Annotated in this window: 22 protein-coding genes; 10 read left to right on the top strand and 12 right to left on the bottom strand. The window is 67.8% G+C overall.

Annotated elements, in window-relative coordinates; genetic code table 11:
* Positions 1–41: 41 nt before the first annotated feature.
* The 3 genes from WS75_RS09685 to WS75_RS09675 all read right to left on the bottom strand — a co-directional run bounded on the left by WS75_RS09685 (position 42) and on the right by WS75_RS09675 (position 2,312).
* On the bottom strand, positions 42–239 hold the full coding sequence (locus WS75_RS09685; RefSeq protein ID WP_059680276.1) for a hypothetical protein: 198 nt from the start codon (positions 237–239) through the stop codon (positions 42–44).
* A gap of 146 nt (positions 240–385) precedes the next feature.
* Positions 386–1,438, bottom strand: a complete 1,053-nt coding sequence (locus WS75_RS09680) for a CaiB/BaiF CoA transferase family protein (RefSeq protein WP_059680275.1) — start codon at positions 1,436–1,438, stop codon at positions 386–388.
* 109 nt (positions 1,439–1,547) lie between these two features.
* Positions 1,548–2,312: an IclR family transcriptional regulator gene (locus WS75_RS09675; RefSeq protein ID WP_059680274.1), complete on the bottom strand. Its 765-nt coding sequence runs from the start codon at positions 2,310–2,312 to the stop codon at positions 1,548–1,550.
* Between the two features lie 135 nt (positions 2,313–2,447).
* Here WS75_RS09675 and WS75_RS09670 point away from each other — a divergent pair, with 135 nt between their 5' ends.
* From WS75_RS09670 to WS75_RS09640, 7 genes are all read left to right on the top strand, one after another.
* Positions 2,448–3,230: a crotonase/enoyl-CoA hydratase family protein gene (locus WS75_RS09670; RefSeq protein ID WP_059680273.1), complete on the top strand. Its 783-nt coding sequence runs from the start codon at positions 2,448–2,450 to the stop codon at positions 3,228–3,230.
* Between the two features lie 64 nt (positions 3,231–3,294).
* Positions 3,295–4,515, top strand: coding sequence for a CaiB/BaiF CoA transferase family protein (locus WS75_RS09665; RefSeq protein ID WP_059680272.1), 1,221 nt, complete (start codon positions 3,295–3,297; stop codon positions 4,513–4,515).
* Complete coding sequence (locus WS75_RS09660) at positions 4,512–5,312, top strand: enoyl-CoA hydratase/isomerase family protein (protein WP_082729547.1); 801 nt, start codon at positions 4,512–4,514, stop codon at positions 5,310–5,312. The genes WS75_RS09665 and WS75_RS09660 overlap by 4 nt, the downstream gene beginning before the upstream one ends.
* A gap of 83 nt (positions 5,313–5,395) precedes the next feature.
* Positions 5,396–6,451, top strand: a complete 1,056-nt coding sequence (locus WS75_RS09655) for a porin (RefSeq protein WP_059680271.1) — start codon at positions 5,396–5,398, stop codon at positions 6,449–6,451.
* Between the two features lie 10 nt (positions 6,452–6,461).
* A complete protein-coding gene (locus tag WS75_RS09650; RefSeq protein WP_059680270.1) occupies positions 6,462–7,784 on the top strand; it encodes an MFS transporter in 1,323 nt (440 codons plus the stop codon).
* 38 nt (positions 7,785–7,822) lie between these two features.
* On the top strand, positions 7,823–8,977 hold the full coding sequence (locus WS75_RS09645) for an acyl-CoA dehydrogenase family protein (RefSeq protein WP_059680269.1): 1,155 nt from the start codon (positions 7,823–7,825) through the stop codon (positions 8,975–8,977).
* A gap of 33 nt (positions 8,978–9,010) precedes the next feature.
* Positions 9,011–9,949, top strand: coding sequence for an alpha/beta hydrolase (locus WS75_RS09640; RefSeq protein WP_059680268.1), 939 nt, complete (start codon positions 9,011–9,013; stop codon positions 9,947–9,949).
* Positions 9,950–10,007: 58 nt separating this feature from the next.
* Here the strand turns inward: WS75_RS09640 and prpF are convergent, their stop codons facing one another.
* From prpF to prpB, 4 genes are all read right to left on the bottom strand, one after another.
* Positions 10,008–11,198, bottom strand: coding sequence for a 2-methylaconitate cis-trans isomerase PrpF (gene prpF / locus WS75_RS09635; RefSeq protein WP_059680267.1), 1,191 nt, complete (start codon positions 11,196–11,198; stop codon positions 10,008–10,010).
* Between the two features lie 26 nt (positions 11,199–11,224).
* Positions 11,225–13,819, bottom strand: a complete 2,595-nt coding sequence (acnD, locus tag WS75_RS09630; protein ID WP_059680266.1) for a Fe/S-dependent 2-methylisocitrate dehydratase AcnD — start codon at positions 13,817–13,819, stop codon at positions 11,225–11,227.
* Between the two features lie 82 nt (positions 13,820–13,901).
* On the bottom strand, positions 13,902–15,074 hold the full coding sequence (prpC, locus tag WS75_RS09625) for a bifunctional 2-methylcitrate synthase/citrate synthase (protein WP_040138846.1): 1,173 nt from the start codon (positions 15,072–15,074) through the stop codon (positions 13,902–13,904).
* Between the two features lie 116 nt (positions 15,075–15,190).
* Positions 15,191–16,084, bottom strand: coding sequence for a methylisocitrate lyase (gene prpB, locus WS75_RS09620; RefSeq protein ID WP_057925585.1), 894 nt, complete (start codon positions 16,082–16,084; stop codon positions 15,191–15,193).
* Between the two features lie 170 nt (positions 16,085–16,254).
* Here prpB and prpR point away from each other — a divergent pair, with 170 nt between their 5' ends.
* Positions 16,255–18,234 (top strand): propionate catabolism operon regulatory protein PrpR, encoded by a 1,980-nt coding sequence (prpR, locus tag WS75_RS09615; protein WP_059680265.1) that lies wholly within the window; start codon positions 16,255–16,257, stop codon positions 18,232–18,234.
* 56 nt (positions 18,235–18,290) lie between these two features.
* On the opposite strand, the gene WS75_RS09610 is transcribed toward prpR, so the two are convergent.
* Positions 18,291–19,139, bottom strand: coding sequence for an ureidoglycolate lyase (locus tag WS75_RS09610; RefSeq protein ID WP_059680264.1), 849 nt, complete (start codon positions 19,137–19,139; stop codon positions 18,291–18,293).
* A gap of 663 nt (positions 19,140–19,802) precedes the next feature.
* Between WS75_RS09610 and WS75_RS09605 the strand changes: the two genes are divergently transcribed.
* Together WS75_RS09605 and WS75_RS09600 are read left to right on the top strand one after the other, a co-directional pair.
* On the top strand, positions 19,803–20,627 hold the full coding sequence (locus WS75_RS09605; protein WP_082729546.1) for an IclR family transcriptional regulator: 825 nt from the start codon (positions 19,803–19,805) through the stop codon (positions 20,625–20,627).
* A 252-nt stretch (positions 20,628–20,879) separates the two neighbouring features.
* Entirely contained in the window at positions 20,880–21,431 is a 552-nt protein-coding gene (locus tag WS75_RS09600) for a hypothetical protein (RefSeq protein WP_059680262.1), read from the top strand.
* 679 nt (positions 21,432–22,110) lie between these two features.
* On the opposite strand, the gene WS75_RS09595 is transcribed toward WS75_RS09600, so the two are convergent.
* The 4 genes from WS75_RS09595 to WS75_RS09585 all read right to left on the bottom strand — a co-directional run bounded on the left by WS75_RS09595 (position 22,111) and on the right by WS75_RS09585 (position 26,313).
* Positions 22,111–24,468 (bottom strand): GNAT family N-acetyltransferase, encoded by a 2,358-nt coding sequence (locus WS75_RS09595; RefSeq protein WP_059680261.1) that lies wholly within the window; start codon positions 24,466–24,468, stop codon positions 22,111–22,113.
* A 571-nt stretch (positions 24,469–25,039) separates the two neighbouring features.
* Positions 25,040–25,336 (bottom strand): H-NS histone family protein, encoded by a 297-nt coding sequence (locus tag WS75_RS09590; protein ID WP_059467298.1) that lies wholly within the window; start codon positions 25,334–25,336, stop codon positions 25,040–25,042.
* 103 nt (positions 25,337–25,439) lie between these two features.
* Complete coding sequence (locus WS75_RS31795; protein ID WP_179948890.1) at positions 25,440–25,724, bottom strand: hypothetical protein; 285 nt, start codon at positions 25,722–25,724, stop codon at positions 25,440–25,442.
* Positions 25,725–25,785: 61 nt separating this feature from the next.
* Positions 25,786–26,313 (bottom strand): BON domain-containing protein, encoded by a 528-nt coding sequence (locus tag WS75_RS09585; protein WP_059680260.1) that lies wholly within the window; start codon positions 26,311–26,313, stop codon positions 25,786–25,788.
* Positions 26,314–26,344 lie beyond the last annotated feature (31 nt).

The raw sequence follows: 26,344 nt of genomic DNA, 5'->3' as shown, positions 1-26,344 counted from the left end.
ATGAGAGAACGCCGAACACGCAACGGGTATCGCGTATCGCGCTAGCGTTTCATTACAGCAATGATAGACGGCATCGCGCTCGCGACGACCAGTACGACGACCTCCCCATCGCGCACTTCGTATACGAGACGATAGCCGACACCGCGCAGCTTGATCTTCGCCGGGATGCAATAGAACGCAGGCTCGTTGTGATTCAGGATCGCGACCGGGAAACCCTCGCCCGCCGCAACGGTTCCCATCGGGTTCCGCTTCAGCTCCGTGGGGCATGTCCGCTCCTGTTTCGATTGAATTTCTATTGTGCTTTATTTGGCACCATATTTAGTACGATTCAAGGTGCCATACAAACCATTCCGAATTCACTCCCGAGCCGTCAAGCCCGGCACGCCTACTCGGCCCCACCGCCCGTGAGCGGCAGGAAACGCGGCGCCACGCGCGCGCGCACGTTTCCGTTCCCGTCGGTCCGGTAGATCCCGCGCGCCGCGTTGTGCGGATGGGCCGCCGCGTCGGCCACGCTCAATACCGGCGCGAAACATGCGTCGGTGCCTTCGAGCAGCGCGCGCCAGTGCGCGGACGGCTGCTGCGCGAACACGTCGGCGAAACGCGCCTTCAGCGCGGGCCAGCGCGCGCGGTCGTATTGCGACGCCGGATCGACGTCGGCGAGCCCGAGCCGTTCGATCAGCAGCGCATAGAACGGCGGCTCGAGCGCGCCGATCGTCACGCATTCGCCGTCCGCGCAGCGATATACGTCGTAGAACGGCGCATCGTGAAAGAGGCTCGGCTGCGCGCCGTCGAGTTGCCCGTTCGCGCGCGCCCACAATGCCAGCGAACCGAGCATCGACACGATGTCGACGATCGCGCCGTCGACCACGCGCCCCGCCCCGCCGCCGCGCACGTCGAACAGCGCGCAGACGATCCCGAACGCGAGCCCGAGCGCGCCGCCTGCGTCGCCGACGACGGTCGGCGGCAACCCCGGCCGGCCGTCGTTCGGCGCCGATAACGACAGCAGCCCCGTCAGCGCGACGTAGTTCAGGTCGTGCCCGGCCGCGGCCGCGAGCGGGCCATGCTGGCCCCAGCCGGTCATCCGTCCGTACACGAGCTTCGGGTTGCGGCGCGCGCAATCGTCGGGCCCGAGGCCGAGCCGCTCCATCACGCCCGGCCGCAGCCCCTCGATCAGCGCGTCGGCCTGCGCGATCAGGTCGAGCGCGGCTTCGCGGCCGGCGGGCGCTTTCAGGTCGAGTTCGACGATCGTCTTGCCTTCGCGCAGCAGGTCGCCGTCGCGGGCCCGCAGCGCATCCGGCGCGCTCGTGCGGCCGGACGGGCGCGCGATCAGCGTGATCCGCGCGCCCATCCCGGCGAGTATCCAGCCCGCGAGCGGGCCGGGGCCGAGACCTTCGAATTCGACGATGTGGATGCCGGAAAGCGGCGTGTTCAATGACATGGCGACCTCGCTGAAATGCAGCCGGGAGAGGGGCAACGAAACCTTCGGGGCAACGAAACCTTCCGATTCTGATTCTATGTGAATGCCTGCCCGCGCCGGCCGCGACAGGCTAACCCGCGGCGTGCGGCCCCTGGCCGGCCAGCACCTGCCGCATCGCGCGCACGATCGCCTCGCGCTGCGCGTCGATCCGCTCGGCCGGCCCGGCCACGCCCATGGCGAGCGGCTGGCCGTTCCAGGCGTCCGCGATCACCATCGAGATCATCGCGGCGCCCTGCGTGACCGTATGCGCCGAATAGGAATAGCCGAACCGGCGCGTCTGTTCGACCTTGTCGAGCACGACATCCTCGTCGATCGTCCGGCCCGACTTGCCGAGCCGGCGGATGCTGCGCGACACGAGCCGGCGGATCGCGCTGTCCGGCTGGAGGCTCAGCAGCGCCCAGCCGAGGCTCGACATGCAGATCTCGCGACGCGTGCCGATCGGCGCGTAGAAGTGGATCGGAAGCGTATGCGCACCCTCGACCGCGTCGATGTACTGCACGTACAGGTCGCTCTGCACCGCGATCACGACGGCCTCGCGCGTGCGGACCGCCAGCCGCTTTGCGACGGCGTGCCAGTACCGCCGGCTGCCCGCCGTCGAATCGACGAGCGCTTCGCCGAGATTGACTAGCCGCGCCGTGGGCGCATACGTATGGGTTGCGTCGTCGTAGGCGAGGTAGCCGAGCGCCTTCATGCTGGTCAGCAGCGCCGCCGCGCTCGACCCCGGATAGCCGCAGCGCGTGGCGATCTCGCGCACGCTCAGCGGCCGCTGCAGTGCGCTGAACAGCTCCAGCACCTCGAACACGCGCGCCGCGCTCTTGACCACGTTTCCGCTCATCCCGCCGTCTCCTCATGCCACCGGGCGCCCCGTTCCACATATGTGGAACGGAATTTCCCGCCGCCAACCATCGTGACGATACTAGGCTTCGGCCCGCGGCGTGAAGTCCCGCGGTACAAAGCACACGGAGACACCATGACAGCCTTTTTGACCCGTGAACGGCAGGGACCGATCCTGACCGTCACGATGAACCGTCCGGAAACACGCAACGCCATTTCGGATTCCGATGCAATCGACGCACTGACCGAATGCTGCGACGACGCGAACCGCGACGAATCGGTCCGCGTGCTGGTGCTGACGGGCGCCGGCACGACGTTCTCGTCGGGCGGCAACGTGAAGGCGATGCGCGCGTTGATGGAATCGGACCCGCACGACCTTGCCGCGATCCGCATGCGCTATCGCCACGGCATCCAGCGGCTCGCGCACGCGTTCCAGCGCCTCGAAGTGCCGGCCATTGCGGCAGTCAATGGCCCGGCCATCGGCGCCGGCACCGACCTCGCGTGCATGTGCGACATCCGCATCGCCGCCGATCGCGCCCGCTTCGCCGAGAGCTTCATCGCCCTCGGCCTCGTGCCCGGCGACGGTGGGGCGTGGTTCCTGCCGCAGATCGTCGGCGCGGCCGTCGCCGCGGAAATGTCGTTCACCGGCGACGCGCTGGACGCGCAGGCGGCGCTGCGCTGCGGGCTCGTGTCCCGCGTCGTTCCCGACGGCGCGCTCCTTGCGCACGCACATGAACTGGCCGGCCGCATCGCCCGTCACTCGGGCACCGCGCTGCGCCTGACCAAGCGGCTGCTGCGAGAAAGCCGCCACGCGAGCCTCGACACGCTGCTCGACCTGTCGGCGTCGTACCAGGCGTTCGCGCACGCCACGCCCGAACACCGCGAAGCGGTGAACGCGCTGTTCGCCACACGCGGTTGAATCCGCGACGCATCGCAGGCGGGCATAGCGACCCGTCGAACTCCACATCGAAGGAAACATCGTCATGAGCAGCAGTCACGAAGGCGCCCTCGCAGGCGTGCGCGTGGTGGACCTGAGCCGCGTCTACGCGGGGCCGTTCTGCGCGCAGACCCTCGCCGACCACGGCGCGGACGTCATCAAGATCGAACCGCCGCAGGGCGACGAAACGCGCGACTGGGGCCCCGCGATGCCGAACGGCATCTCCAGTTACTACTGGGGGCTCAACCGCAACAAGCGCAATCTCGCACTCGACCTGTCGCATCCCGGCGGGCGCGACGTGCTGTTCCGCCTCCTCGACACGGCCGACGTGCTGATCGACAATTTCAAGCAGGGCACGCTGGAGCGCTGGGGCATCGGCTACGAAGACTGCCTGCGCGAGCGCTTCCCGCGCCTCGTCCACTGCTCGATCTCCGGCTACGGCACCGACGGCCCGCTCGCGCGGTTTCCGGGCTACGACGCGGTCGCGCAGGGCCTCGCCGGCTTCATGTCGATCAACGGCGAGCCGGGCGGCATGCCGCTCAAGGTGCCGTTTCCGGTCGTCGATTACGCGGCGGGTCTGAGCGCCGTCTCCACCATCCTGATCGCGCTGGTCGAGCGGACGCGCTCCGGCCTCGGACAGCACGTCGACATCGACCTGTTCAGCACCGCGCTGTCGATGCTGCATCCGGTCAGCACGAGCTGGATGGCGACCGGCGACGTGCCCGTCGCGACCGGCAACGTGTACGGCGCGATCGCGCCGTACGGCGTCTATCCGTGCAAGGACAAGCCGGTTGCGACCGGCGCCGGCAACAACCGCACGTTCGCGCGGCTCGTCGACGCGCTCGGCGTGCCCGAGCTGGCGCGCGATCCACGCTTCGCGACCAATGCGCAGCGCGTCGCGCATCGCGAAGCGCTCGACACGCTGCTCGGCCAGCTGACCGCCGAACTGCAGGCGGACGAGGTCGTCGAGCGGCTGATGCACGCCGGCGTCGCGACGGGGCCGGTGAACACCGTGGCCGATGCGTTCGGCCACCCGCAGGCGGCGCGCAACGCGATGTTCGTCGACACCGACACGTACACCGGCGCGGGCATCCCCGCCAAGCTGTCACGCACACCCGGATCGATACGACGGCCGCCGCAGCCGTTCGCCGCCGACACCGACACCGTGCTCGACGCGATCGGCATCGACGCGGCGCGCCGGGACGCGCTGCGTCAAGCGGGCGTACTCCACGACACGCGTGCGGACGTCACCGGGAGCGCGTCATGACCTCATCCGCCTCGTTCTCCACACCGACGGGCGACGACGCCCCGTCGATCCTGCGCGACGACGACAACGGCATCGCATGGCTGACGATCCATCGTCCGCACGTCGCCAACGCGCTGTCGGCCGAGTCGATCCGGCGGCTGTGCAACGAGCTCGTCACGCTCGACGACGACCCGTCGATCCGCGTCATCGTGATCCGCGGCGCGGGCGAACGCGCGTTCAGCGCGGGCATCGATCTCGGCGACCCCGAGATCCGCGGGATGCAGCCGATGCGCGGGCTCGCACGCAACGTGCACGAACTGATCCTGGAGCTGCGCAAGCCGACCATCGCGGCCGTCAACGGCTACGCCGTCGGCGGCGGCTGCGAGATCGCGCTCGCGTGCGACCTGCGGATCGCCGCCGATCACGCGTATTTCGCGCTGCCCGAAGCGCGCGTCGGCATGGGCGCGAACTTCGCGAGCGTGCTGCTGCCGCACATGCTGCCGCGTGCGATCGCAATGGAGCTGCTGTTCACGGGTCGCCGCTTCGATGCCGACGACGCGCTGCGCGCCGGCTTGCTGAATCGCGTCGTGCCAGGCGCCGCACTCGACGACACCGTACGCGAGCTGGCGCAGACGATCGCCGCGAACGCGCCGCTCACGATCCGCCGCATCAAGGAAACCGCGACGCGCAGCCTGGGGCTGCCGGTGGCCGCCGCGCTGCGGCTGGACGTCGGCCCCGACGTCTATGCGAGCGAGGACCGGATCGAGGGCGCCCGCGCGTTCCTCGAGAAACGCAAGCCGGTGTTCAAGGGGCGCTGAGCACGACGCAGCAAGACGACAAAGCGCGCAACCGCTCCCAGAACGCGGGCGCGCGAACAAGACATGGAACGGAGACAACCTTCATGCAACGGAAAGCATTCCTGGTCGGCGCATGCGTGCTGTGCGCCACATCGGCGCACGCGTCGTCGGTCACGCTGTACGGGATCGTCGACAGCTACGTCGAATTCGATCGCATCGGCAGCCTGTCGAGCGCGCGCCAAAGCGGCGGCGGCTCGTCGACGAGCCGCTTCGGTCTGACGGGCGTCGAGGATCTCGGCGGCGGCACGTCGACGAAGTTCGTACTGGAAAGCGGCTTCTCGCCGGCGGACGGCTCGTTCCAGGGCGGCACGCTGTTCTACCGGCAGGCGTACGTGTCACTGCAGAACACGCGCTACGGCGACCTCCGGCTCGGCCGGCAATACACACCCGCGTTCTACGTCGTGTACGACGGCGATCCGTTCGGACTCAACGAACGGCTGTCGCCGCTCGCGCTGCTCGCGACGTCGACGGACACGATCACCAGCAACACGACGCCGCCGATTCCGCGCTTCAACCAGGCGGTGTCGTATCTGAGCCCCGCCTGGAACGGCCTGCGCGTGATGGCCACGTATGGCTTCCCGACGCCGAACGCGCTGTCCGCGCAGGCCGGGCGCAACTACGGCGCGGGGCTTCAGTACCGGATCGGCGGGCTCTACGTCGGCGCCGGCTTCCAGGGCGACACGTCGGCCGGCAACCTGTCGCCCGTCCTCGTCTCGCCATCGACCACCCGCCACTACGTGTTCGCGGCCAACTACGCGTTCGCGCACGTCAAGCTGTACGCCGCGTTTCTGTACGGCGTCGGCACGGCGGCGAACCTGCCCGCCTTCTCGACCGCGAGCGCCGGCGCGTCGATCGACGTCGGCGCGCTCGATCGCGTGCTCGTGTCGGTCGTGCGCCGCGACGTGAAAGGCTCGGCGAACGACGCGACCGCGCTCGGCATCGGCTACGACCATCCGCTGTCGAAGCGCACGTCGCTGTACGCGCGCTACCTGTACATGAAGAACGGCGGCGACGCCCGCAACACCATCGTCGTCGGCCTGCAGCCGCAGCCTGCCGGCACCGAGCAGGTGTTCGCGCTCGGCATCGTTCACCGCTTCTGACGGAGTGCCCATGACCCCGACCCTTTCGACCCAACCGACCGCCGTCGACGAAGGCGCGACGCCGGCGCTCTACCGCCGGATCTCGCGCCGGCTGCTGCCGTTCCTGATCCTCTGCTACACGCTGTCGTTCATCGACCGGATCAACATCGGCTTCGCGCACGCGCAGATGGCGGCCGAGCTGCACTTCTCCGACGCCGTCTACGGGCTCGGCGCGGGCATCTTCTTCCTCGGCTACATGGCGTTCGAGATTCCGAGCAACGCGCTGCTTGCACGGATCGGCGCACGCAAGACGATCGCGCGAATCATGGTGCTGTGGGGGCTCGGCTCGGCCGCGACGATGTTCGTCACGACACCCGCGCAGTTCTACGCGTGTCGCTTCCTGCTCGGCGTGTTCGAGGCCGGTTTCTTCCCCGGCATCCTGTTCTATCTCGGCGCGTGGTATCCGCCGCGGCAGCGCGCGAAAGCGTTCGCGCTCTTCATGACCGCGCTGTATCTCGCGGGGCTGATCGCCGGCCCCGTGTCGGGCGCGATTCTGTCGTACTTCGACGGCGCCGCCGGCCTGAGCGGCTGGCAATGGCTGTTCCTCGTCGAAGGGCTGCCGAGCAGCATGCTCGGCCTCGTCGCACTGCGCTTTCTCGACGACCGGCCGGACGACGCGCGCTGGCTGTCGGACGCCGACAAGGCCGCGCTGCGCGCCGCGCACACGCAAGCCGAAGCCGGCACGCCGAACGCGCACGCGGCGCGGCCGCTGCTCGCACACCGCGATTTCTGGCTGCTGTGCGCGGCCAATTTCGCGATCGCGGCCGCCGGCTATGCGCTGGTGTTCTGGATGCCCGTGATCCTGCATCGCGGCGGCCTGCATGGCGCGATGCAGATCGGGCTGCTGTCCGCGCTGCCTTACCTGTGCGGCATCGTCGGGATGCTCGGGATGGGCTGGCGCACCGCACGCCGGCGCGAATGGCGCGGGCACGGTGCGGTCGCGATGCTCGCATGCGCAGCGGCGCTCGCCGGGCTCGCGAGCGTCGCGGGCACGCCGCAGTTGGTGATCGCGCTGTGCATCGCGGTCGCCACGCACGCCGCCGCGCTACCGGCGTTCTGGGTGCTGCCGGGGCTCGCGCTGCCGAAGCGCGCGATGGCGGTAGCGATCGCGGCGATCACGATGTCCGGCGCGATCGGCGGATTCGCGAGCCCGTTCCTGATGGGCGTTCTCAACACGGCCACCGGATCGATGCGCGGCGGGCTCTATTTCAACGCCGCGCTGCTCGCGGCCGGCGCCATCGCGTTGCTCGGCACGCTGCGCGGCGGCGCAGCGGCTCGTCAGGATGCGGGCTGACCGCATCGCCATCTCCTTCCTCACCCTCATCGATTCTCATGAATTTCGAACTCGAACTCGATCACCGGATGATCCGCGACCTCGTCGCACGCTTCGTGAAGGACGAGCTGATTCCGCTCGAAGCGGCCGTGATGGCGCGCGAGGCCGACGGCCAGCGCTTCGGGCTGCTCGACGACGAACGCGCGCACCTCGACGAACGCTCCCGGCAGCTCGGCCTGTGGGGGCTCGACGCGCCGCCCGACGCGGGCGGCGCCGACCTGCCGGCCGTCGCGATGGTCGGCGTGAACGAAGCGATCGGCACGACCGTCACCCCGTACATCCTGCCGCCCGATTCGCCAAATCTGCGGATGCTGTGCGAAGTGGCCGACGACGCGCAGCGCGCGCGCTATCTCGACCCGTACGCACGCGGCGAAACGCGCGCCGCGATGGCGATCTCCGAGCCGGGTGCCGGCTCCGACCCGGGCGCGTTGTCCACGACGGCCGTGCGGGACGGCGACAGCTGGGTGCTGAACGGTCGAAAGATCTGGATCAGCCATGCGCCCGAAGCCGACTGGACGATCGTGATGGCGCTCACCGACCGCAGCAAGGGCAAGCGCGGCGGCATGTCGGCGTTCATCGTCGAGCGCGACACGCCGGGCTTCGTCATCGAACGCCGGATTCCGATGATCGGCGGGCTGGCCACGTACGAAATCGTGCTGGAAGACTGTCGCCTTCCCGGCGCGCAACTGCTGGGCCGGGAAGGCGCCGGGTTCGCGCCGATGCAGGCACGGCTCGCGAACCGCCGGCTGGAGATGGCCGCGTGGTGCATCGGGCGGGCCGAGCGCGCGGTCGCGATGTTGTGCGACCATGCGAAACAGCGCACGACCTTCGGCGTGCCGCTCGCGGATCGGCAGGCGATCCAGTGGTGGGTCGCCGATGCGCTGACGCAAATCCACGCGTGCCGCCTGATGACCTACGAAGCGGCCGCACGCGTGGATGCCGGGCAGGACGCGCGAACGCAGATTTCGATGGTCAAGGTGTTCGCGACCGAAATGGCGTCGAGCGTCATCGACCATGCGATGCAGACGCTCGGCGCGATGGGCATGACGAAGGAAATGCCGTTGCAGCAGATGGCCAGCGAAGCGCGCTTGATGCGCATCTTCGAGGGCCCTTCCGAGGTACACCGTTGGGTCGTCGCACGCAGCGTACTGTGACCGCGCAGCCCAACTCCACGATGGAGCCGCGCGTTGAATACCCTGCATCTCGTCGATCCTGAAATCCGCCCGCTGCTCAGGATCTGGCCGACCGTCACGCTCAGCGCCGACAACCTCGCGCAGTCGCGCGAACGCGTGCTGCCGCTGCCGCCGCCCGACCTCGTCGGCAGCACGCTCGAACACCGCCAGGTGCCCGGCCCGGCCGGCGCGCCGGACGTGCCGGTCCTCGTCTACCGGCCCGAGGCCGGCACGCGCCCGCTCCCGGCGATCGTCCACATGCACGGCGGCGGCTACGTGCGCGGTGCGGCGAAGGATCTCGAAGCGGTGCACCGGTCGCTCGTGACGCAGCTCGGCTGCGCACTGATCTCGATCGACTACCGCCTCGCGCCGGAAACCGTGTTTCCCGGCGCGATCGAGGACTGCTACGCGGCGCTCGCGTGGGTCTTCCGCGAAGCCGATGCGCTCGGCCTCGACGCATCGCGAATCGGCGTGGCAGGCGAGAGCGCGGGCGGCGGGCTCGCCGCCGCACTGGCGTTGCTGGCCCGCGACCGCAACGAATACCGGCTCGCGTTCCAGCATCTGATCTATCCGATGCTCGACGATCGCACCTGCACGCGCGCACCGCATCCACATGCCGGCGAGTTTGTCTGGCATGCGGCCAACAACCGGTTCGGCTGGACCTCGCTGCTCGGTCACGCGCCGGGCATCGACGGCGTGTCGCCGTACGCCGCCGCCGCACGCGCAACACGGCTCGACGGCCTGCCGCCCACGTTCCTGTCGATCGGCTCGCTCGACCTGTTCCTTGACGAAAATCTCGACTACGCGCAGCGCCTGCTGCGCGCGGGCGTGCCGACCGAACTGCACGTGCTGCCCGGGGGCGTGCACGGTTTCGACATCGTGCCCGGTGCGCGCGTGTCCGAAGCCGCACGCCGCCTCAGCCACGACGCACTGCGCCGCTTCCTGCACGGATGACGAAAACGACGCGGGCGGCCGAAGCCGCCCGCGTCCGCACTGCTGAAACCGCCAACGCTCAGAACGCGTCGCCCGGCACCCTCACCCAGCCTTCCATCAGCACGCGCGCACTGCGGCTCATGATCGCCTTGGTAACGGTCCACTCGCCGTTCTCGAGCCGCGCCTCCGCGCCGACGCGCAGCGTGCCCGACGGATGACCGAAGCGCACCGCGTTGCGTTCACCGCCGCCCGCCGCCAGATTGACGAGCGTGCCGGGAATCGCCGCTGCCGTGCCGATCGCGACCGCCGCCGTGCCCATCATCGCGTGGTGCAGCTTGCCCATCGACATCGCCCGCACCAGCAGGTCGACGTCACCGGCATTCACGCGCTTGCCGCTCGACGCGACATAGTCGGCCGGCTTCGCGACGAACGCGACCTTGGGCGTGTGCTGACGCGTCGCGATCTCGTCGAGCGTGTCGATCAGGCCCATGCGCAGCGCGCCATGCGCGCGGATCGTCTCGAACTTCTCGAGCGCCTTCGGGTCGCCGTTGATCGCGTCCTGCAGCTCCGTGCCCGTGTAGCCGATCGCCTCGGCCTCGACGAAGATGGTCGGAATCCCCGCGTTGATCATGGTCGCCTTCAGCGTGCCGATGCCCGGCACGGCGAGGTCGTCGACGAGGTTGCCGGTCGGGAACATCGAGCCGCCCGAGCCTTCTTCCTCGGCGGCCGGGTCCATGAACTCGAGCTGCACTTCGGCGGCCGGAAACGTGACGCCGTCCAGCTCGAAATCGCCCGTCTCCTGCACCGCGCCGTTCGTGATCGGCACGTGCGCGACGATCGTCTTGCCGATGTTCGCCTGCCAGATACGCACGGTCGCGATGCCGTCGCGCGGCACGCGCGACGCATCGACGAGACCGCCGCTGATCGCGAACGGCCCGACGGCCGCCGACAGGTTGCCGCAGTTGCCGGTCCAGTCGACGAACGCGCGGTCGATCGAGACCTGCCCGAACAGGTAGTCGACGTCGTGACCGGGCCGCGTGCTCTTCGACACGATCACCGTCTTGCTGGTCGACGACGTCGCACCACCCATCCCGTCGATCTGCTTGCCATACGGATCGGGGCTGCCGATCACGCGCAGCAGCAGCGCGTCGCGTGCGGCGCCCGGCGCCTGCGCGGCGTCCGGCAGATCCTGCAGCCGGAAGAACACGCCCTTGCTGGTGCCGCCGCGGATATACGTCGCCGGAATCCTGATTTGTGGAATGTGAGCCATGTTTGCGTTGTCCCTGTGTGACCCGGTCAGGCAGCCTGCGACGATTCGAGGAAGTCCTGCGCGAAACGCTGCAGCACGCCGCCCGCGTCGTAGATCGACACTTCCTCCGCCGTATCGAGCCGGCACGTCACCGGCACCTCGACGCGCTCGCCGTTCTTCCGATGGATCACGAGCGTGAGGTCCGCGCGCGGCGTGCGCGCGCCGACCACGTCGAAGGTCTCGGTGCCATCGATGCCGAGCGTCGTCCGGTTCGTGCCCGGCTTGAACTCGAGCGGCAGCACGCCCATCCCGATCAGGTTCGTGCGGTGGATCCGCTCGAAGCCCTCGGCGACGATCGCCTCCACGCCCGCGAGCCGCACACCCTTCGCGGCCCAGTCGCGCGACGAACCCTGGCCGTAGTCGGCGCCGGCGACGACGATCAGCGGCTGCTTGCGATTCATGTACGTCTCGATCGCTTCCCACATCCGCATGACCTTGCCTTCCGGCTCCACACGCGCGAGCGAGCCCTTCTTCACCACGCCGTCGACCACCGCCATCTCGTTGACGAGCGTCGGATTCGCGAACGTCGCGCGCTGCGCTGTGAGGTGGTCTCCCCGGTGCGTCGCGTACGAGTTGAAGTCTTCTTCCGGCAGGCCCATCTTCGCGAGGTATTCGCCGGCCGCGCTGTTCGCGAGGATCGCGTTCGACGGCGACAGGTGGTCGGTCGTGATGTTGTCGCCGAGCACCGCGAGCGGGCGCATGCCCTTGAGCGTGCGCTCGCCGGCCAGCGCGCCTTCCCAGTAAGGCGGACGGCGAATGTACGTGCTTTGCGGACGCCAGTCGTACAGCGGCGCCGCACGCTCGCCCGCATCCGCGCTGCGCGCGAACATCGGTTCGTAGACCTTGCGGAACTGCTCGGGCTTCACGCTCGATGCGACGATCGCGTCGATCTCCTCGTCGGTCGGCCAGATGTCCTTCAGCGTGACGGGCTTGCCGTCCTGATCGTGGCCGAGCACGTCCTTCTCGATGTCGAAGCGAATCGTGCCGGCGATGGCATACGCGACGACGAGCGGCGGCGACGCGAGAAACGCCTGCTTCGCATACGGATGGATGCGGCCGTCGAAGTTGCGGTTGCCGGACAGCACGGCGGTCGCGTACAGGTCGCGATCGACGATCTCCTGCTGGATCTTCGGATCGAGCGCGCCCGACATCCCGTTGCAGGTCGTGCACGCGAACGCGACGATGCCGAAGCCGAGCTTCTCGAGTTCCGGCAGCAGGTTCGCTTCTTCCAGATACAGCTCGACCGCCTTCGAGCCCGGCGCGAGCGAGCTCTTCACCCACGGCTTGCGCGTCAGGCCCTTCGCGTTCGCGTTGCGTGCGAGCAGCGCCGCAGCGATCACGTTGCGCGGGTTGCTGGTGTTCGTGCAGCTCGTGATCGCGGCGATGATCACCGCGCCGTCGGGCATCTCGCCCGCCTTCTCCTCCCACTGGCCGGCGATGCCGCGCGCGGCGAGGTCGGACGTCGGCAGCCGCTTGTGCGGGTTCGACGGGCCGGCCATGTTGCGCACCACGCTCGACAGGTCGAACGTCAGCGTGCGCTCGTACTGCGCGCCGTTCAGCGTGTCGGCCCACAGGCCCGCCGCCTTCGCATAGGTCTCGACGAGCTTCACCTGCTCGTCGCTGCGGCCGGTGAGGCGCAGGTAGTCGGTCGTCTGGCCGTCGATGAAGAACATCGCGGCCGTCGCGCCGTATTCGGGCGCCATGTTCGAGATCGTCGCGCGGTCGCCGAGCGTGAGGCTCGCCGCGCCCGCACCGCGAAATTCCAGGTACGCGCCGACCACCTTTTCCTTGCGCAGGAATTCGGTCAGCGCGAGCACGATGTCGGTCGCGGTGATGCCGGGCTGGCGCTTGCCGGTCAGTTCGACGCCGACGATGTCGGGCAGGCGCATCCACGATGCGCGGCCGAGCATCACGTTCTCCGCCTCCAGCCCGCCCACGCCGATCGCGATCACGCCGAGCGCATCGACGTGCGGCGTGTGGCTGTCGGTGCCGACGCAGGTGTCCGGATACGCCACGCCGTCCTGCACCTGAATCACCGGCGACATCTTCTCCAGGTTGATCTGGTGCATGATGCCGTTGCCCGGCGGGATCACGTCGACGTTCTCGAACGACTGCTTGGTCCATTCGATGAAGTGGAAACGATCCTCGTTGCGGCGATCCTCGATCGCGCGGTTCTTCGCGAACGCGTCCGGATCGAAGCCGCCGCACTCGACGGCGAGCGAGTGGTCGACGATCAGCTGCACGGGCACGACCGGGTTCACCTTCGCCGGGTCGCCGCCGCGCTCGGCGATCGCGTCGCGCAGGCCCGCGAGGTCGACGAGCGCCGTCTGGCCGAGGATGTCGTGGCACACCACGCGCGCCGGGAACCACGGGAAGTCGCGTTCGCGCTTGCGCTCGATGATCTGCTTCAGCGAATCGGCGAGGATTGCCGGATCGCAGCGGCGCACGAGGTTTTCGGCGAGCACGCGCGACGTGTACGGCAGCGTGTCGTACGCGCCGGGGGCGATCGCTTCGACCGCGGCACGCGCGTCGAAGAAGTCCAGCGACGTGCCGGGCAGGGGTTTGCGGTAGGCGGTATTCATGATGTGGGGCGGAAATCGGGGTAAGACGTGCCGCGCGCGCCGGCGGCCCGCATCACGGGCGCCGGCGCGCGCGGCAGGCGTTTCAGCGCTTCTCGATCGGCACGAACTGCAGGTCTTCCGGACCCGTGTAGTTCGCGCTCGGGCGGATGATCTTGTTGTCGATGCGCTGCTCGATGATGTGCGCGCTCCAGCCGGACGTGCGCGAGATCACGAACAGCGGCGTGAACATCGCGGTCGGCACGCCCATCATGTGATACGACACCGCGCTGAACCAGTCGAGGTTCGGGAACATCTTCTTCGCGTCCCACATCACCGATTCGAGGCGCTCGGCGATGCTGTACAGCTTCAGGTCGCCCGCTTCCTTCGACAGCTTGTGCGCGACGCCCTTGATCACCTTGTTGCGCGGATCGGAGATCGTGTAGACCGGATGGCCGAAGCCGATCACGACTTCCTTGTTCTCGACGCGGCGGCGGATATCGGCTTCGGCGTCGTCCGGCGAGCTGTAGCGGCTCTGGATTTCATACGCGACTTCGTTCGCGCCGCCGTGCTTCGGCCCGCGCAGCGCGCCGATCGCGCCGGTGATCGCCGAATAGATGTCCGAGCCCGTGCCCGCGATCACGCGGCCCGTGAACGTCGATGCGTTGAACTCGTGCTCCGCGTACAGGATCAGCGACGTGTGCATCGCGTCGACCCACGACTTCGACGGCGTCTTGCCGTGCAGCAGGTGCAGGAAGTGGCCGCCGATCGAGTCGTCGTCGGTTTCCGTCTCGATGCGCTTGCCGTTGTGCGAGAAGTGATACCAGTACAGCAGCATCGAGCCGAGCGACGCCATCAGGCGGTCGGCGATGTCGCGCGCGCCCGGCAGGTTGTGATCGTCCTTCTCGGGCAGCACGGTGCCGAGCACCGACACGCCGGTGCGCATCACGTCCATCGGGTGGGCCGATGCCGGGATCTGCTCGAGCGCGGCCTTCAGCGCGCTCGGCAGGCCGCGCAGCGCGCGCAGCTTGGTCTTGTACGCGGCCAGTTCGGTCAGGTTCGGCAGCGTGCCGTGCACGAGCAGGTGCGCGATTTCCTCGAACTCGCACGATTCGGCGACGTCGAGAATGTCGTAGCCGCGATAGTGGAGGTCGTTGCCGGTCTTGCCGACCGTGCACAGCGCCGTGTTGCCGGCCGTCACGCCCGACAGCGCCACCGACTTCTTCGGCTTGAATGCGCCTGCGGCGGCCGGTGCTGCTGCGTCTTTCGTCTCGCTCATGTTTCCGTTCTCCAATGGGTATCGGGGGTGTCATGTCAGCCGGGCGCGGCGCGGGTGCGCGCGGGCCGGCTTCATGCAAAGCATTCCGGGAACCGTGTCCCGGCGCGCGGGCCGCGTTACTTCTTGCCCTGCGCGAACAGTTCGTCGAGCTTCTGCTCGTATGCGTGATAGCCGAGGAAGTCGTACAGCTCGGCGCGGGTCTGCATGGTCGGCACCGCAGCCTTCTGCGTGCCGTCGCGGCGCAACGTCTCGTAGAAATTCAGCGCGGCCTTGTTCATCGCGCGATAGGCGCCGCAGCAGTACAGCGCGATGTCGACGTTCGCCTCGCGCAACTCGTCGAGCGTGAACAGCGGCGTCGAGCCGAATTCGGTCAGGTTCGCGAGGATCGGCACCTTCACGGCGGCCTTGAAGCGGCGGTAGTCGTCGAGCGTCTTCATCGCTTCCGGGAAGATCATGTCAGCGCCCGCTTCCACGTATGCGATCGCGCGCTCGATCGCGGCGTCGATCCCTTCGGCGGCAGCCGCGTCGGTGCGGGCCATGATCACGAACTGGTCGTCGGTGCGCGCATCGACCGCAGCCTTCACGCGATCGACCATTTCTTCGGTCGGCACGACTTCCTTGCCCGGACGGTGGCCGCAACGCTTCTGGCCGACCTGGTCCTCGAGGTGGACGGCCGCGACGCCGGCCTTGATGAACGAGCGGACCGTGCGCGCGATGTTGAACGCGCCGCCCCAGCCCGTGTCGATGTCGACCAGCAGCGGCAGGTCGGTCGCGTTGGTGATCCGGTTCGCGTCGATCAGCACGTCTTCCATCGTGCTGATGCCGAGGTCGGGAATGCCGAGCGAATTCGCGGCGACGCCGCCACCCGACAGATAGACGGCCTTGAAGCCGACGGCCTGCGCCATCTTGGCTGCATACGCGGTAATCGCGCCGACCACCTGCAGCGGCTGCTCGGCCGCGACTGCCGCGCGGAATTTCGCGCCGGCGCTTTGAAGATGCGTATTGCTCATGAACGGCCTCCTGAAGGAATGCCCATCAACAGCAAGGACCGGGCCAGCTCGCGAAACACCGCTAACCCACTGATTCTTAAGCAACCGGCACGCGCGATGAATCGTCCGGTTATTTCAATTCAGCAATTTCGAGTTTCAAAAATGAAATCGCGCGCGCATAATCGATCGCCATGGACCTCTCCTCGACCAAGCCCGTCGGCCCGGCCGACCGCACCGTTCGCCCGCGCATCTGGGCGATGGGCATCAGCCGCCTGCGCGACCTGTTTCGCGAGATCGCCGGCGAATTCGACGAACGTGCCGACGTGCGCATCGTCACGCGCGCGTACGAAGATGCGTTGAGCGCGATCGCGGAGGCCGGCACCGCGCGGCCCGACGTGATCGTCGCGGCCGGCTCGAACGGCGGCTTCCTGAAAACGCGTGCGCAGGTGCCGGTCGTGGTCGTGTCGCCGACCGGCTTCGACGTGATGCAGGCGCTCGCGCGCGCACGGCGCGATGCCACGCGGATCGCGCTCGTCAGCGCCGGCGAGACGCCGCCCGAAGTGCGTCGCTTCGTCGCCGCTTACGGCCTCGACGTGCAGTTTGCGTCATATCAGTCCGCGCAGGAAGCGGAAGCCTGCGTGCACGACCTGCACGACCGCGGCATCGAGACGATCGTCGGCCCCGGCCTCGTAACCGATCTCGCGGCGAGCGCCGGCATGGGCGCCGTGTTCCTGTATTCGCACGCGTCGGTGCGCCAGGCGGTCGAGACGGCGCTCGAAGTCGCGTACGCGACGCACGCCGAGGCGTTTCGCCGCCAGCGACTCGACAACCTGTTGCAGCATCTGCGCGACGGCGTGGTCGCGCTCGATGCGCGCGGCCGCGTCGAAGCCATCAACGAACGGCTCGCGTCGGCGCTCGGGGTCGAACCCGCGGCGGCCGTCGGCCGCGCGCTGGTCGACCTGCGCCCGGAGTTGCGCACGCTGCGCGGCGAGGACGGCGACGCGCTTGCGACCGTGCGCGGCGTGCGCTACGTCGTGCATCGCGGGCCGCTCGTCGATCGCGGCGTGACGTCGGGCAGCGTGCTGACGTTCCAGGAATCGCGCGCGGTCGAACGGCTCGACCGCGCGCTGCGCTCGCAGCCGAACACGCAGCAGTTCGCGGCGCGCTACACGCTCGACGACGTGATCGGCGCGTCCGCGCCGATGGCGCGCGTGCGCGATCTCGTGCGGCGCTACGCGAAATCCGACGCGACCGTCCTCGTGCTCGGCGAAAGCGGCACCGGCAAGGAGATGATCGCGCAGAGCCTGCACGCGCTGTCCGTGCGGCACAGCTATCCGTTCGTCGCGATCAACTGCGGCGCGTTTCCGGAGGCGCTGCTCGAGAGCGAGCTGTTCGGTTACGAGGAAGGCGCGTTCACCGGCGCGCGGCGCGGCGGCAAGACCGGCCTGTTCGAAGCCGCGCACCGCGGCACGCTGTTTCTCGACGAGATCGGCGAAATGCCGCCGTCGTTGCAGAGCCGGCTGCTGCGCGTGCTGCAGGAGCGCGAGGTGATCCGGCTCGGCTCGACCGAGCCGATCCGCATCGACGTGCGCGTGATCGCCGCGACGCACCGCCCGCTGCTCGCGGCCGTCGAGGACTGCACGTTCCGCGCGGACCTGTATTACCGGCTCAACATCCTTAACATTGGCCTGCCCCCGCTGCGCGAGCGCGCCACCGACATTCCGGCGCTCGCGGCCACGCTGCTCGTGCAGGCTGCGCGGCGCGAACCGCGGCTGGCCGAACGCGTGCGCGAGGTCGGCGATGCGGTGCGCGTGCTCGCGGCGACGCAGGCGACGCTCGCTCGCTACCGATGGCCCGGCAACGTGCGGGAACTGCAGAACGTAGTCGAGCGGATCGCGGTGGAACTGGCCGAGGAAGGCGACGCGGATCCGGGCGCCGCGTGCGCGGCGCTCACGCCCGATGCGCTGCAGGCGATCGCGCCCGAGTTGTTCGCGGCGCCGCCCGACGCGACCGACACCGACGACGCGCAGACACTCCAGGCGCGCCGACGCCGCGCAGAAGCCGACGAGATCCGCGCGGTGCTCGATGCGTGCGGCGGCGATCGCGATCGCGCGTGCGCGATGCTCGGCATCAGCAAGACGACGCTGTGGCGGAAGCTGTCGGCGAAATAGGTTCGGGCGAGACACGTGCGGCAGGTGATGCCGCACCGGACGCGCGCCGCCGTGGCCTACTGCGCGTCGCGCGTGACCTGCCGTTGCTCGCCCAGCCCCTCGACCCCGAGGCGCACGGTCTGGCCGGCCTTCAGGAACACCGGCGATGGCTTGATGCCCATCCCGACGCCCGGCGGCGTACCAGTCGTGATCACGTCGCCCGGTTGCAGCGTCATGCAGGTCGACAGGTAGGCGATCAGTTGCGCGACGGTGAACACCATCGTGCGCGTGTTGCCGTTCTGGTAGCGGTGGCCGTCGATCTCGAGCCACAGGTCGAGGCGCTGCGGATCGGGCACCTCGTCGCGCGTCACGAGCCACGGGCCGATCGGGCCGAACGTATCGAAGCCCTTGCCCTTGTCCCACTGGCCGCCGCGTTCGATCTGCCACTCGCGCTCGCTGACGTCGTTGACGACGCAATAGCCGGCGACGTAATCCAGCGCGCGCGCCTCGTCGACGTCCTTGCATGTCGCGCCGATCACGACGCCCAGCTCGACTTCCCAGTCCGTCTTCACCGAGCCCTTCGGGATGTCGATGCCGTCGTTCGGGCCGCAGATCGAACTCGTCCATTTGCCGAATACCACCGGCTCCTTCGGTACCGGCATGCCGGCTTCCGCCGCGTGATCGGCATAATTCAGACCGATGCCGATGAACTTGCCGACGCGCCCGACGCACGCGCCAATGCGCGGCTCGCCAGGGACGAGCGGCAGCGTGGCCGGATCGATCGCGCGCAGGCGCGCGAGAGCGGCGTCGGACAGCGCGTCGCCAGCAAGATCCGGCACGTGCGCGGACAGGTCGCGAATCCGGCCGTCCGCGTCGAGAATACCGGGCTTTTCCTGGCCCGACGGGCCATAGCGAAGCAGTTTCATCGTGCTCAACCTCTGTTGTCGAATGTGACAGGATACCGGCCGACGCAGCCGTTGACGGCCACTCGCCGGACTGAATGTCGATCGTCGATGACGCGCGTCGGCGCCGCATCCGGCAGGCCAATCGACACGCGAGGCTCGCGCAGGCGCAGCGATCGCGGCGCCGCACCGGAGTGCGACGCGCATCGAACGGGCGGCCGCCGGTCTGCGCATCGGCGACGACGGCCCGGCATTCGCGACACGTGCCGGCCTGTGCTGTGCCGGCCGGCTTCACGCGCGGCCGCGCCGTCGCTGGCCCGCCGCTCTTTGTACCATCGGCGGCCCGCCGTGAAATGGCGCGCGACGGATACCGACTATTGGTGCGCCTATGGAGGTTGCACCGCAGCATCGGGCCTGCCGAACCGTTCGGCTTCACGCCAAAAGACGCCGTCCGTCGACACCCAAAGATGAATTGCGAATATTTATTATGAACCTGTCATCGGGAACGATATGTAATCCGTTCTTGCTGGGTAACGATCGGTAAAAAGACGCTGCATTGCACACTGAATGTTTGTTGTTAAGCTCGCGCGGATGGCAGTCACATCCGCATGCGGCTTCACGAATTCGCGTGCAAAACCGGCCAGCGTGCGTCGCCAACCGATTGGCAATCCCCGGACTTCCTACCCCATGATGCAAACGACCAATAATCCGCTCCCCGGCAGCGACGCACGGGGGTCGATGGGCCCAGCCGACCGCTATCGCGCACCCGCGCTCGACAAGGGTCTCGACATTCTCGAACTCCTGTCGGAACAGAAGGAAGGACTCACCCGCACCGAAATCACGAAGGAACTCGGCCGCAACGCGAGCGAGATCTACCGGATGCTCGAGCGTCTCGTCGCACGCCGCTACGTGATGCGCTCGAGTGGCGGCGACCGTTACACGCTCAGCCTGAAACTGTTCGCCCTCGCGCATCGTCATCCTCCGATGAACCGGCTGATCGCCGAGGCCTTGCCGCTGATGCAGCGCTTTGCCGACGTGGCGGAACAGTCGTGCCACCTGACCGTCTACGATCGCGGCAACCTGCTCGTGATCGCGCAGGTGGACGGCCCCGGCCCATGGGGTGTGTCGGTGCGGCTCGGCTCGCGCGTCGGGCTCGCCGATACGGCGTCGGGGCGCGTGATGCTGTCGTTCCAGGGTACCGAGCAGCGTGCGCACATGCTGGCCGAGCATCGCAAGGTCAAGGGCGAAACCCCGATGAACGAGCAGGAACTCGCGCACGCGTGCCAGTCCATCCGCCAGTCGGGTTACGTGCGCCAGGACAGCCGCCAGGCATACGGCGTGACCGACCTGAGCGCGCCGATCCTCGGCCCGTCCGGCCATGCGATCGCGGTGCTGACGTGCCCGTACATGCGCCGGATCGACGCGCATCTGGCGCCGTCGGTCGAGGTGGTCTTCGCAGGACTGCGCGATACGGCAGGCCAGTTGTCGATGCACCGCGCGGAGACTTGCTGAACGTTGCGGAACGGTCGACCGCGCTGAAGGTGGCAGACCGTTCGGGCGCGGGCGATCGTTCGGTCATACGGCCAGCGGATCGGGCAGGCGGGCGGGCGCGACTCGCGTACGCGGAGTGCGATGCGTGCTGGCCACGCGGGCTCTCGTACCGGCATCCGGCAGACCGTTTCCGGATGCGCGGACGCCGCGCTACGCTAGAATAGCGGCCCTCTCAAAAACGACGACGGCCGGCTGTCGCGGCCGTCGTATCCGATGGATGTCATGGCCAAACTTCTGAACGATCAAGAATTCCAGCGTTTCTCCGAACTTCAGCAGAAGCAGGCGAGCTTCACGATCACGCCCGAGGAAGCGGACGAGCTGCGCGACATCGTCGCGCGCGCGCAGAAGAAGCGCGACGACCGTGCCGAAGCGATGCGGGCGATCGAGAACTACATCGAGCAGTTCGACATCACGCCCGACGAACTCTTCTCGCCCGAGCAGATCGGCGACGCCGCGCGCACCTACGGTCTCATCACGGCCACCAAGAAGGAGCGCACGCTGCCGCCGTCGATCACGTTCAACGGCAAGCCGTACCAATGGACCAAGACGCTTCCGGACGACGTGCGCAGCGCGCTGTTCGATGCATTTACGTCCGGCGAATCGGTCAAGCGCTTCATCGCGATGCCGAAGGACACCGCGCGTTGCGCCCTGACGATCGCCCGCCTCGAGCGCGAAACCGGCGGCGTTTATGCCGACGCGCACCTCGAAGAACTCGCGATTTCGCGTGACCAGGTGAACGACGCAGCGTCGAAACTTGCTGCATAAATGCGATCGCGGGCACGGTTCATGCGTGCCCGCACCGGCGCGGACGCCGGCCGAAACCCGCGCCGCGCCAGCCGGAGCACTGCGTCCGCAGGCTCCCGAAAAGTCTCACCGAAGCATCCCGTAAGCGCTCACCTGAGCATCCCGTAAAAGCTCACCTGAAGTTTCCGGAGACGCTCACCAGCCCCTCCCGAACGTCCTCACCGACGCATCCCGCAGACGCTCACCACCCCTTCCCGGAAAGGCTCACCGGGGCTTCCCGCAAGGGCTCACCGGCAGCTCCCGCGAAGGCTCACCGGGTGCTTCCGTATCGACTCACCCCATTGCTCCCGGAAAAGCTCACTTTCGGCTCCTGAAAAATCTCACCTTTGGTCCGCTTTCGATGCTGGCGGTACGCAAGACGGGCGTCAATGCGCTCGAATATTGCGCCGGAACCGGCGATACGCGGAGGTCGCCAGCGTACGCAACCGCCCACCGCGGGCGCTGTAACTCGACGAGATCGCCCTTTCCCGCCGGTCGCAAAGCGAGCGTCGTACCGATCCGCACAGTGAGGCGAAAGTGTCGAACGATCTGCATTCCGAACTACAATTCGCCCGGTCGCGGCTGCGCATCACCGGCATCGCGCGTTCCGTAGCGGCTGCGCACGACACCGCCGAACGTTCAGGCACGCTCGCCGACGCGATTACGGCTGCAGCTTCATCCTGAATCCCACCACGCCGGGTTCCTCCGTTGTCGACACCTCGAAACCGCAGGATTTCGCCAGCGAGATCATCGCGGTGTTCTCGCGCAGCGCCTCGCCGACCATCCATGCGGTGCCGCGCGATCGCGCGTAGTCGATGATACGCGCCATCATCAGCCGCCCGAGCCCCTTGCCCTTCTGATCGGGCCGGACAGCAATCGCGAACTCGGCCGTCTCGTTGTCGGGATCGGCAACCGCGCGCACCACCGCGAGTGTGTGCGACCGGCCCGATACGTCGGTGAACGACACGATGAAGGCCATCTCACGGTCGTAGTCGATCTGAGTCATGCGCGCGACTTGCGAATGATCGAAGCTGCGCACGGCGCCAAAGAAACGCATCCGCAGATCGTCCGGCGTCATCGCGCCCAGCAGTTCGTTGTGCGCTTCCTCGTCTTCCGGACGGATCGGCCGGATCGTCAGGGTCTCGCCGTGCCATTCGAGCGTCTGCTCGAGATGGCGCGGATACGGCATGATCGCGAGCCGGCTGCGCCCGGCCGCCAGCGTGATGCGCGGCGCGACCACGTATGCCCGGTCGGACAGCACGCGCAGCGTGACCGACATCGCGACGACCTCGCGCACGTCGCAAACAACTTGCGACAGCGCCGTCAGCGCATCGAGCGTGGGTTCGACGGGCGTGCGGCGCGCATAGGGTGAACGCTCCATCACCGCGCGGGCGAGCACCGTATTCAGCGGTGGCAGCCCGTACACGACGAACGGCGCCGATACGCCGTCGGCCGGCGGCACGGCATAACGAAACACCGGGCCGAAGTTCGAATCGTCGTACATGTCGACTGTGACGTCGACGACCCGGGTGCCCACCGGCGCATCGGCCGGCTCGCCGTGCACGCCGAAGTGCGACAACCAGCGCAACGCTGCTTCGCCGGCCAGTTCATGCTCGCCGGCCTCGACCATCCGTCGGGCCTCGGCCTGCGCGGACGCAACGCACTCGGCCGGCTGCAGCGGCGTGCCCTCGGGCGTCTGCATCAGCAACTGCCGCCCGAGGTTGTAGTCGACGAGCCGTGCGTATGCGCGCGCAAGCCGCTGCGGTGTGGTGTGCACCGGAATGCCGTTCGCGTGCAGTGCGTCGCGCGTCGCCGCGTCGACCGCACCGAAGAAACACGCGAGGATGCCGCGGTGCGCGTACTGCCGCGATTCGATCAGCGTGCGCGCGACCGCGTCGGCCGGCGCGCTGTGGGACGTCGAATGCACGACGAACAGCGTGCCCGTTTGCGGAAACGGCGCAAGCGCCTTGATGGCGGCGCCGAAATGCTCGGGGCGCGCATCGTCGCCGAGCGTCAGCGGATTGCCGGGCCCGGGGAGATGCGGCAGCGCGGCCGCGACCGCCGACGTTGCCTCGGCCGGCCAGTCGACCAGCACGTCGCGCACCTCCGCGACCGCATCGACCGCGAGTTTCGCGACGCCTGCGTCGCTCGTCACGAGTGTCGCCGCGCCGCGCGCGGTGACGCGCCCGACGCCGAGCGTCTCGATCTCGTCGAGCAGATCGTCGAGCGCATCGACACGCACCATCCCCGCACGCTGGAACGCCGCCGTGTAAAGCGCATCACCGGGATCGGCGCGCCCGGTGCGCAGCGCGAGCACCGGCTTGTTGCGCGCCGCCGCACGCGCTGCCGACATGAACTTGCGCGCGGCACACACGGTGTCGAGCTCGAGCAAGATCGCGCGCGTGCCGGGATCGCTCGCGAGGTAGTCGAGCACATCGCCTGCATCGACGTCGGCCTCACTACCCAACGCGACGACATGCGAAAAGCCGAGGCCTCGTGCATCGGCCCAACCGAGAACCGCATTCGTCAGCGCGTTCGATTGCGACACCCAGGCGACGCCACCCGGTCGCACCGTATAGGCCGGCGCGCCGAAATGCGCATGCCGCGCGGGCGACAGCACGCCGAGACTGCCGGGCCCGACGATACGGAGCACGAACGGCTTCGCGGCCTTGAGCGTGCGATCGAGCGCGGCGCGGTCGGCGTCGGTGCGGGCCTCACCGACAATCACCGCGACACGCGTGCCGATCTCGCCGAGCTTGCGCACGATGCCGGCCCACGTGGCAGGCGGCGTGCAGATCAAGGCGACCGAAAGCGGTGCGGGCAGCCGGTCGACATCGGCCACGACCGCGTGCCCGTTCAGCTCGTGATACTTCGGATTGACGGGCCACACGGGCCCCTCGAACGCGCCGTCGAGCAGGCGCGCCCACACCATCGCACCAATACTGCCCGCGCGCGACGATGCACCGACGACCGCAACGGACCTGGGCTGGAACAACGCATCGAGATGGCGGACGGTCACATCGGCTCCACACGGTAACGAATAACGACCCGACCGGCACACGAGCCGAATGGCCGTGCGCTGGTCGACGCGAACTCCAAGCATAGGCGAACCCGATGCGGCTGCCTATATGCCAAACGGCCAACTGTGCGACGCGCATCAATGCCCGCAACATGGGCCGGTCACCAACGTCTTTGCACGACGCAACGGGCGAAGGTGACACGATGCGCCCATCCGGTCGCCGTTTCGAAGGTGAGGATTTACAGGAGGCATGGTGAGCAAGTTCGGGAATAGCAGGGCACGCCGCGCAAGTGCGCGAGAGGTGATCGCAATCGGCGGTACGCCTGCACCGCTAAGATCGAGAACGCCAATGCGCGCATGCCGCGAAATTGCGGGGTTGTTTACGGGAATTCACGGCGATATCCGGTCGAATCGCGGCGAATTCGCAAAACGATATCCGTTAATCGCGCGGCATTGGTGTTCAACTCGCGATTTTGAGTCGTGCCGCGGCTGCCCAAAAACAAAACGGTGCGACGGCCACATGGCCGTTCGCACCGTCAGTCAGCGCACGAAAGGTGAGGATTTTCGGGAGTCAGTCCTTGATCAGGAAACGCGCGCGGTTCTTGCCGAGCCATGCCGGCGCCCGCCCGCGGCCACTCCACGTTTCGCCCGTCTTCGGGTTCAGGTACTTCGGCGGCAACGGACGCTTCGGCTTCGCGGCAGCAGCAGCGCCGATCGGTCGAAAACCGAGCTCTTCCGCGGTAATGTCGAATTCCTCGATTTTTGCCCGAATGGCGGCAATCGCATCGGCAATCGCCTTTTCGCGTTCCTTGTCGATCTTTTGCTGAAGTCTTTCGAGCTGCGCTGTCAGTTGCCTGTAGGTCGCCATATGGATGGGACTCCGTGAGTGATATTCATGAAAAATAGCCGACTCCAAGCGAATAGAAAAGCGTCTCTCCCGATTACGGTCTCTTTATCCGGTCATGTCGGGATCAATAACCGCTTTTCTTCTTGCATGCGAAGAGAAGATTTCGCATTGCGTCATCGGTGGATTGCTGAAGGACGTCGAATTCACCGTTGCAGATGGCTCGGGCATTGTCCGTGCAATTGCTCCAGTCGCTACCGGTGCACTGCACCTGCGTGGTCGGACGCCCATCCGAAGTGAACAGTGGCGCCCCGCCGCCGCACCCGCCGAGCCCCGCAACGAGGGCCAACAATCCGGCCTGACGCCAATACATTCCAGGCCACCGACAGACCGACGCAAGCATGTGTTTCATTGTTCTTTCCGTCAACCGATTTTTTAATGCCGCGAGTATGCCATGCACCGTCGTCACGCGTTCAGTCAGGCGCCCGGTCCGGCCGTCCGCGCGTCTTGTACGGCACGGCACGGTGCGGATCGTCGGTGATGCGAACGAACACCTGCTCGACGTCGGGAAGCGCGCCGAGTTCACGCTCCAGCGCCTTCCGATCGAATGCCGGATCGGCACACCCTTCGACATAGATGAAGCGCCGCTGCACGGTGATCCACAGGCTCGTGCCCTGCAGCCGATCGGTGCCCGCGAAATGCGCTTTCGCCGCCTCGGCGATCGGCGCGTCATACATATACGAATTCGGTTTCGTGCAGCGGTGGGCGAGCCAGCAGGTGGTCCCGCGCTCGACGCGGTAATGCGCGTCGTCTTCCATCTCGGCGCGCGTCATCCACGGGCCGAGCGGCAGCGGGCATTCGGCGAAGCCTCGCGACAGCGCGACGAACGGATCGTTGTACCAGTTGCGCCGTACCGCGGGTGCGTCCGCATCACCCGCCTGTGCGAGCGAGGACGTCGCCACCAGTACGGCCAGCCATCCGGCAATTGCGATTCGCTTCATCGTCGTCTCCTGTCGGGCACTTCACCGGTGC

The sequence above is a fragment of the Burkholderia sp. FL-7-2-10-S1-D7 genome, from assembly GCF_001524185.1.
GTDB lineage: Bacteria > Pseudomonadota > Gammaproteobacteria > Burkholderiales > Burkholderiaceae > Burkholderia > Burkholderia diffusa.
Note: the sequence above shows the minus strand (reverse complement) of the source record. Positions and strands in the feature narration are given on the sequence as shown.